This window comes from Rhizobium sp. PEPV16, from assembly GCF_008919455.1.
In the GTDB taxonomy this organism is placed as follows: Bacteria; Pseudomonadota; Alphaproteobacteria; order Rhizobiales; family Rhizobiaceae; genus Rhizobium; species Rhizobium leguminosarum_Q.
In genome coordinates, this window is record NZ_VSZV01000233.1 from 1 (window position 1) to 15,722 (window position 15,722).

The following is a 15,722-nucleotide window of genomic DNA, read 5'->3' on the forward strand; positions in this document are numbered from 1 at the left end:
CGTCGAGTGCTGCGTATGGATCCTCGGGTCAAGCCCGAGGATGACGGAGTAGGTGGGAACCAATTTGCAAAACCGCACCCACTCGCTGGCCGAACTTGCTCCACCATCTTGCCTCAACCAATCGCCCCGCCCCACCCTCCGTCCTCCTCGGCCTTGACCCGAGGACCCATGGCCAAGCACTCTGTGGCACCCGCCGCGAAAGGAAACCCCATGAGCCGTATTTTCATCACCGGTTCCACCGATGGCCTCGGCCTTGCCGCCGCCCGCACCCTGATGAAGGAAGGCCATGACGTCGTGCTGCACGCCCGCTCCCGGGAGCGCGCCGCCGCCATATCAGAGATTTCCTCTGCCGCACTCGGCCTCGTCATCGGCGATCTCGCCAGCGCCACCGAGACGCGATCGATTGCCGAGCAGGTCAACGCCATCGGCCGCATGGACGCCGTCATCCACAATGCCGGCATCTACCTCGAGAGGAGCCGGGGCGAAACGCCGGAAGGCCACGCAAAGACGCTGGCGGTGAATGTGCTCGCCCCCTATCTGCTCACCGCCTGGATCACCCGCCCCGATCGCCTGATCTATCTCAGCAGCGGCATGCACCGCAGCGGCAGCAGCGCCCTTGACGATATTGACTGGAAGAAGCGGCCATGGAACGCCAGCCAGGCCTATTCGGAAAGCAAGCTCTACATCGCCACCCTCGCCGCCGCCATCGCCCGCCACTGGCCCGAAGTTCTCAGCAACGCGGTGGATCCCGGCTGGGTGCCGACAAAGATGGGCGGCGCCGGCGCGCCCGATGACCTGGAGATGGGGCACCTCACCCAGACATGGCTTGCGGCAAGCGATGATGGCGCGGCGAAGGTCAGTGGTGGGTATTGGTATCATCGGCAGCGGCGGGAGGCGGCGGCGGAGGTTGCTGATCCTGGGTTTCAGGATGCGTTGGTGGGGAGGCTGGCGGAGTTGACCGGGGTTCGGCTGTTTGGGGAGCGCGGGTGAGGCGCAAGATCGGCCGGTTACAAGACCGGCGAGTATCGGGCGTTGCGGCGTTCCCGCTCGAGCGCCAGCGCGCTCGCTTCGACCATACTGTCGCACGCCGTGGACTGCTGGCGTCCTGATAAACGAGGAACATGGAAGGCGGAAAATGATTCCCGCCTTCGATACAGCAAGCCAGGCTTCCATGCACCACCTAGAGGTGGTCGAACACATCCTCAAGCTTTGCTGCATGCACGTATTTCGCCGGATTGTTGTCCCGAACCAAGGCGTGGAAGTGCGCTTCACCACAAGCAATCTTTGCCGTCTCTTGATCGCGCAGATCGTCCGTAAACAAGCTGTCTTTCGTTTCAACCACGAAATACAGGCGCTCCAACCCGTCGATCTCAAGCAGTACGGCCCAGTCGGGGTTGTACGTGCCGAGCGGTGTCGGAATCTTGAACCAGCCGGGAAGTTTCGCGTAGACTTTCACGGCGTCGTTCTTTTCCATCTGCTCGGCAAAAGTCCGTTCCACTCCAGCGGAGTCATGAACGACATGCTCGTACACCGACTTTTTAGTGTTGGTCAGCATGTTCTTCAGGTAGCCGGTCAGCTCTTCCCGCTCGAACAGCTCCTGGGCGTAGAAGTCTTGGTCGCCTATCCGCTGGTACTTGATGCCATCCACAAGCGCCAAGCGCTTGGTGCGATTGATGATGTCCGACACCAATTCGATGAACGCCTGTGGATTCCTCTTGAAGTCCGATAGCCGTCCGCTCTCGATCAAGATCGCAACTAGACTGCGCCGTGTGAGTTGTGTCCGATCCTGAAGATCGGTCAACAGGTCAGGAAGGACGATGTCGCCTTCTTCAATGGCAATCGGACCAGAGATTGAAGTCTCTTTGGCGAGCACCCCGCCCTGGCCGATCGCGAGATCGGCCTTCCGGACTGTCACACGAGCCTTCGCGATCGGTGGCCCATTGGCGATATGACGGCCGCAATCCGCAATGAGTTTCTCATTGTCGAATTGAACCCGATAGGTCGTCGTATGCTTGATCCGGTCCCACAGCGAACGGAATTCCTCGCTGTGAAAGACTTCCTTGCGAATCGCCACCGGTTTGCGGTCGTCGGCGTTCTTCACTTCAAGGCGGCCTGCAACCTTTCGCAAGATACCCGTGACTGCCGGGAGGTACGGTTCGAGGCCGGCTGGCAGGGCAAGGGTCCCGGTCTTGATGGCCGTCCTCAGGCTATCCTGCACTTTGCCATGGCGGTCGATCAGCTCCAGGGCGCGCAGGTGACGATAGATGTCCGAAGATCGCAGATACCCGAGGACGTCAGGGACGCCCGCATCGTATTCTGGGCCTTCCTCTTCCATCCCCGGTGCCTGCTGCGGCGGGGTTTCGGCAAGCATGGGAATATTCGCGAAGAGATGCTCCTCGACGATCCCGAAACGGATGCCTGTATCAGCCTCTATCTCCTTCTGCAGATTTTCGGCGAAGGACTCGTAGCTCTCGGTAGCGATCACGGTCAGGGTGTTCACCTCAAAGCCCCGCAGCCGGTCTCCCTGCTGGTTTACGCAGAGCCGCAAGCCGCGTCCGATCGTCTGTCGGCGCTCGCGCTCGGTGCCCATTTCGCGCAGCGCGCAAATCTGGAAGACATTGGGATTGTCCCAGCCCTCCTTCAGCGCAGAGTGTGAAAAGATGAACTTGAGCTTGGTGTCGAAGCTGAGCAGCTTCTCCTTTTCCCGCATGATCAGGTTATAGGCGCGTTCAGCGCTATCCCGATTGGTCTGGTTGTTTTCGGCCGTATCCGTCCACCGCTTGTTCTTGTCGATGGAGAAATAGCCGTCATGCACCTCCTGAGCGTCGGAGCTGACGTCCACCTCCTTGAACAGGCTCACGAACTCGGGAAGCTTGGCAGCCCGGCGGTATTCCTCTTCGAAGATTGCCGCATATTTGCCCTTCACCGCATTTCCGTCGGCATCGTAGGAGCGGTAGTGCTCGACGGCGTCGATAAAGAACAGGCTGAGCACCTTGATCCCAAGGGGCGCAAGGCGCTTTTCCTTTTCCAGATGCTCTTGGATGGTGCGTCGCATCATGAGCCGCTTGATGGCGTCGGCATCGACCTCACCGATGGCTTGGCCCGGCTCCAGGAAGGCCTCGGAACCTGCCGTTCTGACCTCGAGAAAGGACGAGTTGCCGGCTAGGCGTATTTCACCGATGCGGCAATCCTTGTAGATGGCGCGGCCGGTTTCCTCCTCCAGGTTGTCGCCATCATGAACGGTGATCTCTTCGCGTTGAACGCGGCCGCTCCTTTGAACGTCGACTTCAACCCGAGCGGAAATCGTTCCCTTGACGTTTCGAGCGGACAAAAATCGCAGATAGGCTTTGTTATGGCCGCCCTCAACTTCAAGCGAAGCGACCTCGATCTGCTTGACCAGCTTGCGGTCATAGGCGTCGACGGCATCCAGCCGATAGACCATGTGATGCTTGTTCACATGCGTCGCGGAATAGCGCAGCGTGCAGAGCGGGTTCATCGCATCGAGAGCCTGCCTGCCACGGCCTTGGAGGCCGCCGTCGACGCTCTGCGGCTCGTCCACGATAATGATCGGACGCGTGGCGCGGATCAGGTCGATCGGCGCTTCGCCGCCGGTCTTTTCGCTGTCCTTGTAGAGGTTGTTCACTTCCTGCTTGTTGATCGCTCCAACCGTGACCACCATGATTTGAATGGTCGGACTGGTGGCGAAATTGCGCACCTGGCCGAGCTTGGACGAGTCGTATAGGAAATAGTCGAAAGGCTGGCCCGAATAGAGCCCTTTAAAGTGATCCTCGGTGATCTGGAGCGTCTTGTTGACGCCTTCCTTGATGGCGACGGACGGCACGACGATCACGAATTTGGTAAAGCCGAAGCGCTTGTTCAATTCGAAGATCGAGCGGAGATAGACATAGGTCTTGCCTGTGCCGGTTTCCATTTCCACGGTAAAATCGCCAGAGGTCAACGAGCCGGACGGGGGCAGACCGTTTCGCAACTGGATGTCCTTGAGATTGGACATGATTTCGTCGTCCAGCAGCGTCAGCCGGTTGCCGATGCCGAGCGCATTTTCCACCAGGCCCAGCTCCCCCTGCACGCCGCCGCCTGAGCGGCGGGTTACAGTGAACTCGGTGCGGTTTGTCTCCTGTCCACGAAACAGCTGACACACGGCTTCGATGGCCGCGTGTTGATAATCGAGGTCGGGTTCAAAATGGAGCTTCATCCCGCCCTCCCTTACAGACTGCGCACGTCAAGAATGCCGTTTTGATTGAGGATCGCAGCCATATTGGTTTTGGCTACGTCGTCGGCAAAACCGGAGTCCTTGAACACGACCCGTGTATCAACCGCCGGTGCGAGCTGTTTCCACCATGCGACAATGCCTGCCGAGAGGCTTTCAACGACATCCTTGCTCAGACCGTCTGCAAGGCACGCCATCAGCGCGCCTCCACCGATCGCGTGAACAGACTTGCCTGCAATCTGCTTCTTCTGGATGGGAACGCAGAGATCGAGACCAAGTTTGAGTAGGAGTTCACACAAAATATCCTGCTCGGTACGGCCCTGAACAATGTGTTCGGCATTGGCCAGCAATGTTCCTTCGAGGTCGGACGGCACTGGCTCCCATGCCCTAATGTTGGACTGTGCGAGTTTGAAGACGCGAAAGCCAGTATCCCCACTCTGCGTCGGCACTGCGCGTCTGATCTTCTCTCCTGCTCGACGGATTCTCTCCTTCGAAAGCTCGGCAATCGTAGAGAATCCGCGCTTTGCTGCCTCGGAACCTGATGGGACGGCCTCAGGTAACTGGACGCATAGAAACCGTCTCGAACCTTGATCCCCCGCGTTCAACGACATGGTCGCATGGGCAAGCGTAGATGACCCTGCGAAGAAATCCATGCAAGTGGAGTTTCTATCGGTACCAAGGCGCAGCAACTCCTCGATCAAGCCGACAGGTTTCGGGCTCTCAAAGATGGTTGCATCACCAAATATTTCCCTCATCTCATTGGAACCGCTAGTGTTCAACGGAACAAAGTCCCAAATTGTCGGATAGGTTACTCCATCTTTGACATCAGCCAAGAACCTCTTGAGCTTTGGCTTTCCCAGTCCATCCTCCCCGAAATAGATTTCGTTGTTTCGTAGTAATTTGTCGATTGTCTCCTTTGAGAAACGCCAGTTTCCATTGGTTCCCGGTAAGTGCTCTTCGCCATTATTCGGATTGATGATAGGGAAATGAAGCGAAGCAACATAGCGCCCGCCCTTCACATTTGCCATCAAGTCGCCTGACGCCCATGGCCCTTTAGGATGCTGGTCAATATTGCGGTAGCGTGCAACCTGCTCCTCGGATCTTTCGCGTAGATTTAGACGGACAGAATCTATAGATTTAGAAAATAGGAGGATGTAATCATGGTTGGCTCCTATAATCTTGTCGTTAGGAGGCGTGCTACGTTTCCTCCAAATTATCTGCGCCAGAAAATTTTCTTCGCCAAAAATTTCTGACGTGATCATTCGGACGTTGTCTAGTTCTCCATCATCCACGCTGATTGCAATCGCGCCATCACTTGACAGTAGTCGATGTGCCAACTTCAAGCGGGGATACATCATGTTAAGCCATGCTGTATGAAAGCGGCCTGAACTCTCCGAGTTTGTGGTTGATTTACTTCCATTGCTATCGACCTGACCAGTGATGGCGAGGTAATTTTTTATATTGTCTCGAAAATCGTCAGGATAGATGAAATCTCTTCCTGTGTTGTATGGGGGATCAATGTAGATGAAATTCACTTTTCCCGCGTAGCTCTTCTGTAGCAGCTTTAGAACTTCGAGATTGTCACCCTCAATCATCAGATTGCGAGAATTCTCCCAATCGACGCTTTCCTCGGGGCAAGGCAAAAGGGTGCCGACCGAAGGAGCCAGCGCTATCTGACGCGCTTTCCGCTTGCCGTGCCAATTCAGGCCGTACTTCTCGTCCCGATCGTCGACCGCATCGCCAAGCAGCTGCTTGAGTACGTCGAAATCGATTTTCCCCTCGCGGAAGGCATCCGGGAAGAGCGACCTTAAGGCGCTGAGATTTTCCCAGACAATATCGGCGCTCTTCGTCTCAGGAGCGTCCAATTCGAGCTTCTTCATCGTATATCCATTTCATTCGTGGCCAAACAGCTACTTTACGCAGCCAGTTGCCCCAGCATTTCCTTGTTGACGTAGTCCCTGAAAGCGTCGGCGCTGGTGAAGCAGCGGAAGCCGGCGGTACTCGCAAGGGCAATGGTCTCGTCGTTTTCGTTCAGTAGCACGGCGACCGGTTCTGACAACTCCTCTTGGAGGCCGTTTGGCCAAACGAGGTCGAAGACGGCTATCTGATCTCCTGTCTCCGAGTTGGAATGATCGTAGGCGATGACCCCGTCGGTGAAACCTTGCTCGACAGCCCAATCATTGATCGCCTGCAGTTCGGCCTCCTCATCGGCGCTCGAAATGCCGCCTGCCGCGGCCGTCGTGGAAATCGCCGATATTCTAGCAGGCTCGGCAATCCACCTGTCATCGCCATGCAGCAGTGAGGCGAACCGCTTGTTCGCTTCAGCCGCCAGTAGTTCCTTGCGGGCCTCCAGAAAGTCGGGATAGCGGTCAATTTTCCACAGCGACTCGTCCATGGGAATCCACTGCGAAGCCAGAACCCCCGGGTGTTTGGATTCCACCTTTGGGAAATAGACCTCAGGCAGTGTGTCGCGGATGCTGAGATTGGTATCCTTGGTCAGAAAGCAGAAATTGGCGATGGCGTTCACTTGCGAACGGGGGACCTTTTGCTTGTAGAGTTGCGCCTTTGGAAAGATGTGGTGGACTTCGAGCGCATTCATTCTACCCAGGAGCCCGGACTTGAGCTCGATGCCCGTTCCCCAGTCCTTGGACGCCCCCATTCGCGTCAACATATAAAGAACGGGGTAGAAGCGTGCGCCAAGGCTCCACCCCGTGAAATGGCCCTTCTCAACCCGCAATCCACCATGCCACAGTCGCAGCTGTTCCAGGAGTTTGTCGAGGCCACCGTCGGGACCTTCCAGCGCTTCAAGGTCCTTATCCAGGAAGGATTCCGTTGAACCTGAGTAACGCCCCCACATTCCAGCCTGCGCGAACCAGAATAGAAGCTTGTCCCGTTCGACCTCATCCAATGCTCCACCCCTTTGATCCAGGTAGCGAACGATCACTGGAACGGCGAAGCGGCCGAAGAAAACGCGCGTATGGTCCAATCCAAGCCTGCCGGAAATGAGGTTGAGGCAGGTTTCAATACGTTTGGTGGCGCGCTTGAGGCCTTCCTGAATGTCGGTGGCGGACTGATTGTGCAGATAGAGAAATTTGGCCTCGCCGGTCAGCACAGTGTTGATCGATCGCAGCAGCCAATCAAGATTGAAGTCGTATCCCGCTTGGTTCCAAGCCTTCAGTTTGCCCTTCATCTCCGTTCGAGCATCAGGCCATTCCGCGCAGATTTTCGCCAGCGCAAGGTCGCCCTTGGAGAGCTTGGTGCCGCCACTGTTCACTTTGTTGAAGATGTCGACGACCACGTCGAGGGTCTTGTCCGCCCCGGTGACCTCTTCTTCATGAAGGTTGATTTCCAGGATGCCCAGCAGGCGGCTCAGCCGACCATAATATTCCGCAGGTGGCGTCGATCCAAGCGAGGTCATGATCTTTCCGACACCATCATGCCCCGACTTCATGAGGGCAGATACATCAATCCAGAGAGGGTCTCCAGACATCTTCAGCGGCTGGAAGAACTCGAACGTTTCCGAGGCGAGGTTGAAATACAGGCCGGTGAAGGCCCGGGCGTTGCCGTCGAAGAACGCGGGTGGCTTACCACGAACGACACCATAGAGAGAGGTTACCCGCTGCTGGCCATCCAGCAGAAGCTTCACGATCCCGGAAGCGAGCTGGCCGTCTCCACGATGGTTTGCCGTCACGGATTCCGTTGCCCAAACGAGGAGCCCGCCGACCGGATGGCGTCGGTAAAGCGACGTGAACAAGCCACGGACCTGTTCGGTATTCCAGACATACCCCCGCTGGAATTCCGGCAAGGCCATGTGGCCACTGTCGATATGGTCAAGAATGGTCGAAATTCTCATGGCTGCTCGCCCCCTATTACCTTTTTTGCTTGTTCCATCGCGCGTTCGATAGACTTTATTTTCTGGTTCAGGTCGACGCGCTGGCTGATCTGTTTTGCCTTTGCGGCCTGGGACCGCAAAAGCGAATTTTCTTTGTCCAGTCTTTCATAGTCCTCAATTGCCGCGCGGCGGTGCATGATCTGGCTCTCCTCATTCGAGACCAAGAAGGAACCGCTCAGGTTGGCCGCGTTCAACGCCTCCACCCGTGCCACCCATCCGTCATACAATGCGAACAAGTCGCGATGTGACTGCTTGGAGAGCTCCAGGCTGTCGAGAAAGGCTTTCTCGTTCGGGCTCGGCGTCGTCGGATCGGACAGGCGTGTGATGGCACTTCTGTCGATGACGACCTTGGCAGCCTCGTTCTGAGCGCGCCGTTTATGGGCCGTAGACACATCGATCCCTCGATCATCCGCCGTGATTAAGAACACAGGATATGGGATGGCACGATGGATCAGTTCTATGAGCCGGCTACTTTTCGCTCCGCCCCGAAACGCACAGCCAATGACGGCAACCTCGACATACTCGCGTACATCGTCCGCAAAGGTCGGCACACCGACTGTGCCTGGCTTGCACGCGGCAAACCACATCAGTTCATCAATGCCATCTTGAATAGCGCGCTTGTCGGCCGATGTGGGTGCGCCTTGTTCAACCAGTATTTTCTTCGGAACGCGAATGTCGACGCGCGCGTTCGCGGGTAAACCGAGAGCGTCAACGACAGCACTCATACATGCTGCCGCGTTCATGCCGAGCTCGTCTCCGGAAGTATCACGAGGAATGCTACAACTTCGAAATCGTTGATGCCGGCGAACTCACCTTTTAATGCATGGGTACCGCCGGGGGAGAAAAGGCTTGCGACCGCGCGTTCCTCGCTCTTCCCGGCGATTGAGGCAACAGCCCGGGACAAGAGCTTCTGATAGTGCTCCATGTCCCGCCCGAAGCGGGTGGACTTGTCGAACCGGGCGCAGGCCTGCGCGTCAGGTAGATCGCGTCCTATGGAAACCTTCTTGAGGCGATCCAGCACCTGCTTCGCGCGCGTGTACGGCAAGAGAGCCTCCCCCTCGTCGCTGACATGAACGACGAAATGCGGCTTTAGCGGATAACCTGGCTCTGCCACACGTTCCGCAGCTTCGCCAACCGCGCGTAGGCAAAAAATCACCCCGGGTGAAATGGTGTTCTCGACGCTGACAAACTCGTCTTCGGGTGGTGAAACGACAGCGTACGTGCCGGGGGGCAAGGCCTCAAGCTGCATGCGGTGATCGCGCAGATAACCCGCGAGGTCGATACGAAAATCGTTCAGGGTGAGGTCCGCAATGGAAACGCCGCTGGATAGGTCTTCGAGATCAATCACGGAGTCTTGCATCTTCTGCAATTGCGCACGGCGGTATTCGAGGTCGTTCATCTGGTTGCCGGCCTGGAACTCGATGACATTTTCCTCCCCGGTCGCGGACACATCAAGGAGGACCATGCGTCCACTAACCCTCGATTCCAGATCGAGGTACTCGTCCAGCTCGATGTTCGGCCAGAAATTCACCAGCTGAATGCGCGCATTCGTCGAGCCGATACGGTCGACGCGGCCGAAGCGCTGAATGATGCGAACGGGATTCCAGTGGATGTCGTAGTTTACCAGGAAATCGCAATCCTGAAGATTCTGGCCTTCTGAAATGCAGTCGGTGCCGATCAAGAGATCGATCTCTCCCTCGCCGGCCAGCTCCTGAGGCCGTTCCTTGGACCGCGGCGAAAAAGCGCTCAGGATGGAGCTCATATCCGAGCGAAGGCTCTGAAGCGTGGTCTTGTTTGCGCCAGTGCCGGTTACCACGGCCGTATGAATCCCAAGTGTCGCGCGTCCCCACTCCGCGAGCTCGCGGTAGAGATAGTCAGCGGTGTCCGCAAAGGCGGTGAACAGCAGTATCTTCCGGTTTTCACCGTTGATAGGTGCCTGGACTTTGCGGGTGATCAGCTCCTTGAGCGCCGATAGCTTTGCGTCGCGCTCTGCAGAAACGGAACGGGCTGCCGACAGAAGGGTTGCCAAGCGGTTCCTGTCTTCAATCAGGTCCTGCTGCCAACGAACTCGATCGACATCCTGCAATAGAACCTTGACCTTGCGACCGACAAGGAGCGTCTCAAACGCGGGATCATCTATATCCACATCGTCGATCGCAAGCTCATCAATGGATTCATCGTGGGCCTCGATTTTCGCAAGTAGCGCGTTCACGTCATCGAGCTGACGTTTGATCGTGAGAGCAAAGGAGGCCACTGAGCTTTCCATCCGCTTGAGCAGATTAACGCGCATCAGGTGGATAAGGCTTTCCTCGCGATCGGCTTGACGAAAATAGCTTTCGCCACCCCGAATCTTAGTACTGTATTTTACATCGTAAGCCTCTTGCTTGTCCGTTACCACGTAACGCAACGGCGCATAGGCCCCGAGCGAAAGCCGTCTTATCTCATTGTTGATTTCACGGATCGGACGGAATTCACCAGCCAGGTCTACGTCTGCTTTGACGTTGATTGGTTGCAACCGCTCTGGGAACTGGCCTGTCTCAGCCGTACCGTAGTAGCGCTGCACGTGCTTTCTGGATCGGGCAATGGTTAGCATGTCGAGGAGCTTGAAGTAGTCAAAGCCCAGCATGTCCATTAGGCGAGCCGCACGACGCTCGCTCTCGGGCAGATCAAGCCACCTATTAAATTGACCCTGCGCCTTGCGTATTGTTGCTTCGATGCTTGGAATACCATGATCGATCAGGGCAATGTCACTGCCTTCGGTCATGAAGGCTATCTGGTTCTTCAAATCCGCGAGCCTGTTATTTACTGGCGTTGCTGACAACATCAGCACCTTGGTTTTCACTCCCGCTTTGATCACTCGCTTCATCAAGTGATCATAGCGGGTGTCGCGGTCCTTATGCGTCGCCTTGTTGCGAAAGTTGTGGGACTCGTCGATCACCACGAGGTCATAGTTGCCCCAATTTACGTGCGAGAGATCGATGTCGCCCGACGTACCGCCATCCCGTGACAAATCAGTGTGATTGAGAACGTCGTAATTGAAGCGATCACTTGCGAGGCTATTGCGGCGATCATTGGCTTTATAAAGGGTCCAGTTATCGCGTAGCCGCTTGGGACAGAGCACAAGCACGCGATCATTGCGTAGCTCGTAATACTTGATAACCGCGAGCGCTTCGAATGTCTTACCCAAGCCGACGCTATCGGCAATGATACATCCTCCGATGCGCTCGAGCTTGTCGATTGCCCCAACAACGCCGTCACGCTGGAATTTGAAGAGCTTTTTCCAGACGGTGGTGTTCCTGATTCCAGTCGCGGACTTTACGATCCGCTCTTCATCAAGCTCATCTCCCAAGTCTTTGAACATTTCGAACAGAAACTTGAAGTAGATCAGAGAGGGCGCGCGTTGAGATGCTGCATCCGCAAGAACGTGCTGTAGCTGATCGGCGTCGGGTTTGCCCGGAACGGTATCCCACGCGCTTTGGAACCATGACGAGAAGGCAGCAGTTTCATCGTCGCTCGAAGTTGCTTGCACCAGTCCCAATCGACTGCCCGGTGTTATGCCCAACCCCTCAGTTGTCAGCGAGCATGCGCCGATAGCGGCCCTATTCAAATTGGCATTACGGACGATTGCCATAGACTGGGGTAGCATTTCAGCATAGCGGACCTGCACATGGCGTCCAAGCCAATCAAGGGTGGCTTTGGCGTGCCATCGACTCTGGAGCTTGTTCCGATAGCCAATGTCAGAATGACCACCGAACAGTAAGGGGGTTAGGGAGGCTCGGTCCTCAAGCAGTAATCTTACTGAGTCTGCCCTCTTTAAAAGTTCGCGGACTTCAGCGAAGGCATGTAGCGACAAACTGGGGGACATGATGTCGACTGCCGAGCCTAACTTCAGCCACTCCTCCAGCTTGTCGAGAACTCGCTCGCGGCCAGTGTTCTTGATGAGTTCCATGGTCAATCCCGGCCGGCTTAAACTTATTGGAGACGGAAAAATCCCCCTGAGGTGTCGTTTAGCTCATTTCATTCATAATCCCTATGATTGTAAATCTGATTTTTCATATGTTCGGAGTCTCCCACAGGGACGCGGGCGTTAATGCCGATTGCCGAGCCGTTGTCCGCTCATTAAGGCACTTGAGACGACTTCGCGCACCAGAAAATCTTTTTGGTGTCGCCTAAAACTTGGAACATAGACATTTATGCGCGAAATGGCTGGGGCGCCTGGATTCGAACCAGGGATGACGGTACCAAAAACCGTTGCCTTACCGCTTGGCGACGCCCCACCAGAGCTTGAGCGGAAACCGCTTGCTCAAATCGACGCCTGATTAGCAAAGCTCTTCGCCTGTCACAATGACTAAGTTTAACCCGGCGCAGATTTATGCGCTGCACAGCACCCACCGTCGTGCTAGGAATTGGCGACGTCATCGGCCCGAGATCATTCCTTCATGGACAGTCCCGCATTCGACCTCGCTTTCGAGCCGGCCTATGGGCAAGCCGTGCCGGTTGTTCCAGGGGTCGAGCGGGTTACAGTGAACAATCCCGGCCCTTTCACCTTTTTCGGCACCAACAGCTATATCGTCGGCTCTTCCTCGGTCGCGGTCATCGATCCCGGCCCGGAGGATGAGGCGCATTTTCAGGCGCTGATGGCGGCGCTTGCCGGCCGTGCGGTGACGCATATTTTCATCAGCCACACGCATCGCGACCACTCTCCCCTCGCCGGCCGGCTGCAGGCGGCAACGGGGGCGGCGACGGTGGGCCAAGGGCCGCACCGGCCGGCGCGGCCGCTGAGGGATGGCGAGATCAATCCCTTTGCCGAAAGCTCGGATCTATCATTCGTGCCCGATATAACGCTCAGTGACGGTCAGACCCTATCGGGCGATGGCTGGGCGCTAACAGCGGTGCTGACGCCGGGGCACACGGCCAATCATGCCGCCTTCGCGCTTGCGGGCCGCGACATTCTGTTCTCCGGCGATCACGTCATGGCCTGGTCGACCTCGATCGTGGCGCCGCCGGATGGTTCGATGGCGGATTACATGGCCTCGCTCGAGCGGCTGATTGCGCGCGAAGACCGGCTGTTGCTTCCCGGTCATGGCGGGCTGGTGATGGAACCCTCGACTTTCCTCCGAGCGCTGAAGGCGCATCGCCTCAGGCGCGAGCAGACGGTGCTGGCGCGTGTGCGGGCGGGCGACACTGAGATCGCGGAGATGGTGAAGGTGATCTATCGCGATACCGATCCGAAGCTGCATGGGGCAGCCGCCCTCTCCGTGCTCGCCCATATCGAGGATCTTTTGGAGCGCGGCGAGATATCGGCGGATGGGCCGCCTTCGCTTGCCGCCAGCTATCGGCCGGCGGCAAGGTCATGAGGATGGGGACATGACGATGACGCCTCGAGCGGATTACAGCTATCGCAACGATCCCGATGTGCCGGCCTTTGCCGATGACCGGCCGTTGATCGTCTTCGATGGCGAATGCGTGTTCTGCTCCGGCTGGGTGAAATTCGCGCTGAAGCATGACAAGCGGCAGCGATACCGCTTCCTCGCGGCGCAGACGCCGCTCGGCGAAGCGCTCTACCGGCACTACGGGCTCGATGCGCGCGACTATGAGACCAATATCCTGATCGAAGAGGGCCGCGGCTTCTTCAAGTCCGACGGCACGATCCGCATGGTGGCGGGCCTCGGTTTTCCCTATTCGCTGGTGAAGATCTTCCGGCTGCTGCCGCGGCGGGTGGCCGATGCGCTCTATGAATTCATCGCCCGCAACAGGCTGAAGATTGCCGGCCGGCAAAGCTGCATGGTGCCGACGCCGGAGCAGCGCAGCCGGTTCATTGCATGAGCGGCGATCGGTTTTGCCTGCTCATCATCGGCGGCTACGGCACCTTCGGCGGGCGGCTGGCCCGGCTGCTTGGCGATGAACCGCGGCTGAGGCTGCTGGTTGCCGGGCGCTCGCTTGAAAAGGCTGACGATTTCGTTGCCGATCTCCGGACGCCGAAAGATGGCGCCGAGGGTCTGGGAAGCAATAATCTCGGCGCGATGGTGCAGGCCGTTCGCTTCGATCGAGACGGCGATCTCGCGGAACAGCTGACGCGGCTGCGGCCTCATCTCGTCGTCGATGCCTCGGGGCCGTTTCAGACCTTCGGGAAAGATGCCTATAAGGTGGTCGAGGCCTGCATCGATCTCGGCATCGATTATGCCGATATTGCCGACAGCACCGGCTTCGTCGCCGGCATTGGTGGGCTCGATGCCGCTGCCAAGGCCAAGGGCACCTTCGCTCTGTCAGGGCTCAGCAGCCTACCCGCCCTCTCCTTCGCGGCACTGGATGCGATGGCGCCGCATTTCTCCCGGGTCGACAGTGTCGCGGCGGGCATTGCGCCCTCGGCGCATGTGCGGATCGGGCTCAATGTCGTGAGGGCGATCGCGACCTATGCCGGCAAGAAGATCATCGTTCGGCGCGATGGGCGGCCGGCCGCCGGGCGCGGGCTGATCGATTCGATGCGGGTGACGGTCGCGCCGCCTGGGGTTAAGCCGCTGCGCAGCCGGAAATTCCTGCTGGTGGATGCGCCGGATCTCAAGCTGCTGCCGGCACGCTTTGCCGATCTCAAATCCAGCTTCACCGGGGTCGGAACGGAGCCGCAGCCGCTACAGCACTTGCTCAGCCTTGCGGCAAGGCTCGTCCGCCTCCGGCTGCTGCCATCGCTGCTGCCGTTTTCGCGGCTGCTGCAGCGCGCCAGCCACGCTTTCGCGGTCGGTGACCATCGCGGCGGCATGTTCGTCCGCGTCGGCGGCGTCGACCACTCGGGAAAGCGGCTGTCCTGCGGCTGGCATCTGATTGCCGAAGGTGATGACGGGCCGTTCATTCCCATCATCGGCGTGGACGCGCTGGTGCGCCGGCTGCTGACCGGCATCCGGCCGAAGAATGGCGCGCGGCCGGCGGCGGGGGAATTGCAGCTTGCGGAGTTCGAAGCGGCCTTCCGGCGCTTCTCGATCACATCGGGCATCCGGATGGAAAACGAGGAGGCACCCCTGCCGCTCTACCGGCAGATTCTCGGCAGCGCCTGGGAACGGCTGCCGCCGGCCCTATCCGCCCTGCATGCGGGCGGGCCGCGCGTCGCCTCCGGCCGGGCGCGGATCGAGCGCGGCGGTGGGCTGCTGGCGTGGATCGTCGCTGGGGTGATCGGCTTTCCCAAGGCGGGTGAGGATGTGCCGGTGACGGTGCGTTTCGCCGCCGATGGCGACAAGGAGATCTGGACACGGGATTTCGGCGGCAAAATCTTCCGCAGCTGGCAGGTCGAGGCAAAGGGCCGCGACCGGCATCTGCTCGCCGAGGTCTTCGGGCCGTTCCGCGTGCTGATGGCACTGGTGCCGGATGGGGAAAAGCTGCGGCTCGTCGTGCGCGGCTGGCGGTTTTTAGGGATTCCGCTGCCGATGTTTCTGGCGCCTGGCGGGGATACTTATGAGGAGGAGCGGGATGGACGGTTCCACTTTCATGTCGAGATCGGCGGGCGGCTGACGGGGTTGGTGGTGCGGTATACGGGGTGGTTGGTGGTGGAGTGAGGGGTGCGCCTTTGACCTTACCGGGCTCGGGCCTAGCGAGAGGTAGCGAAGGACGGAG

The 15,722-nt window shown here is 58.1% G+C and carries 9 protein-coding genes and 1 tRNA gene; 4 read left to right on the forward strand and 6 right to left on the reverse strand.

The window, feature by feature from the left end; all coding sequences use genetic code 11:
- Positions 1–210 precede the first annotated feature (210 nt).
- The gene (locus FY112_RS08155; protein WP_151518140.1) at positions 211–990 is read left to right on the forward strand and encodes an SDR family NAD(P)-dependent oxidoreductase; all 780 of its coding nucleotides are present in this window, start codon (positions 211–213) and stop codon (positions 988–990) included.
- 190 nt (positions 991–1,180) lie between these two features.
- On the opposite strand, the gene FY112_RS08160 is transcribed toward FY112_RS08155, so the two are convergent.
- The 6 genes from FY112_RS08160 to FY112_RS08185 form a co-directional block, all read right to left on the reverse strand.
- Positions 1,181–4,213 (reverse strand): DEAD/DEAH box helicase family protein, encoded by a 3,033-nt coding sequence (locus FY112_RS08160; protein ID WP_151518141.1) that lies wholly within the window; start codon positions 4,211–4,213, stop codon positions 1,181–1,183.
- Positions 4,214–4,224: 11 nt separating this feature from the next.
- Complete coding sequence (locus FY112_RS08165; RefSeq protein ID WP_151518142.1) at positions 4,225–6,108, reverse strand: site-specific DNA-methyltransferase; 1,884 nt, start codon at positions 6,106–6,108, stop codon at positions 4,225–4,227.
- A gap of 35 nt (positions 6,109–6,143) precedes the next feature.
- Complete coding sequence (locus FY112_RS08170; RefSeq protein WP_151518143.1) at positions 6,144–8,081, reverse strand: DUF262 domain-containing protein; 1,938 nt, start codon at positions 8,079–8,081, stop codon at positions 6,144–6,146.
- Positions 8,078–8,863: a DUF4391 domain-containing protein gene (locus FY112_RS08175; RefSeq protein ID WP_151518144.1), complete on the reverse strand. Its 786-nt coding sequence runs from the start codon at positions 8,861–8,863 to the stop codon at positions 8,078–8,080. The genes FY112_RS08170 and FY112_RS08175 overlap by 4 nt, the downstream gene beginning before the upstream one ends.
- Positions 8,860–12,069, reverse strand: a complete 3,210-nt coding sequence (locus FY112_RS08180) for a helicase-related protein (RefSeq protein WP_151518145.1) — start codon at positions 12,067–12,069, stop codon at positions 8,860–8,862. Before FY112_RS08180 ends, FY112_RS08175 begins: the two co-directional genes overlap by 4 nt.
- A gap of 254 nt (positions 12,070–12,323) precedes the next feature.
- Positions 12,324–12,397 (reverse strand) — tRNA-Gln (locus FY112_RS08185).
- Positions 12,398–12,559: 162 nt separating this feature from the next.
- Here FY112_RS08185 and FY112_RS08190 point away from each other — a divergent pair.
- From FY112_RS08190 to FY112_RS08200, 3 genes are read left to right on the forward strand one after another with little or no spacing between them, the layout of a single operon-like run.
- Positions 12,560–13,477, forward strand: a complete 918-nt coding sequence (locus FY112_RS08190) for an MBL fold metallo-hydrolase (protein WP_151518146.1) — start codon at positions 12,560–12,562, stop codon at positions 13,475–13,477.
- A gap of 10 nt (positions 13,478–13,487) precedes the next feature.
- On the forward strand, positions 13,488–13,946 hold the full coding sequence (locus FY112_RS08195) for a DCC1-like thiol-disulfide oxidoreductase family protein (RefSeq protein WP_181018184.1): 459 nt from the start codon (positions 13,488–13,490) through the stop codon (positions 13,944–13,946).
- Complete coding sequence (locus FY112_RS08200; protein WP_151518147.1) at positions 13,943–15,664, forward strand: DUF4166 domain-containing protein; 1,722 nt, start codon at positions 13,943–13,945, stop codon at positions 15,662–15,664. Before FY112_RS08195 ends, FY112_RS08200 begins: the two co-directional genes overlap by 4 nt.
- The last annotated feature ends 58 nt before the right edge of the window (positions 15,665–15,722 follow it).

Coding starts and splice junctions, on each gene's coding strand:
- FY112_RS08155 (WP_151518140.1), top strand. CDS start 211: ATGAGCCGTATTTTCATCACCGGTTCCACCGATGGCCTCGGCCTTGCC.
- FY112_RS08160 (WP_151518141.1), bottom strand. CDS start 4,213: ATGAAGCTCCATTTTGAACCCGACCTCGATTATCAACACGCGGCCATC.
- FY112_RS08165 (WP_151518142.1), bottom strand. CDS start 6,108: ATGAAGAAGCTCGAATTGGACGCTCCTGAGACGAAGAGCGCCGATATT.
- FY112_RS08170 (WP_151518143.1), bottom strand. CDS start 8,081: ATGAGAATTTCGACCATTCTTGACCATATCGACAGTGGCCACATGGCC.
- FY112_RS08175 (WP_151518144.1), bottom strand. CDS start 8,863: ATGAACGCGGCAGCATGTATGAGTGCTGTCGTTGACGCTCTCGGTTTA.
- FY112_RS08180 (WP_151518145.1), bottom strand. CDS start 12,069: ATGGAACTCATCAAGAACACTGGCCGCGAGCGAGTTCTCGACAAGCTG.
- FY112_RS08190 (WP_151518146.1), top strand. CDS start 12,560: ATGGACAGTCCCGCATTCGACCTCGCTTTCGAGCCGGCCTATGGGCAA.
- FY112_RS08195 (WP_181018184.1), top strand. CDS start 13,488: ATGACGATGACGCCTCGAGCGGATTACAGCTATCGCAACGATCCCGAT.
- FY112_RS08200 (WP_151518147.1), top strand. CDS start 13,943: ATGAGCGGCGATCGGTTTTGCCTGCTCATCATCGGCGGCTACGGCACC.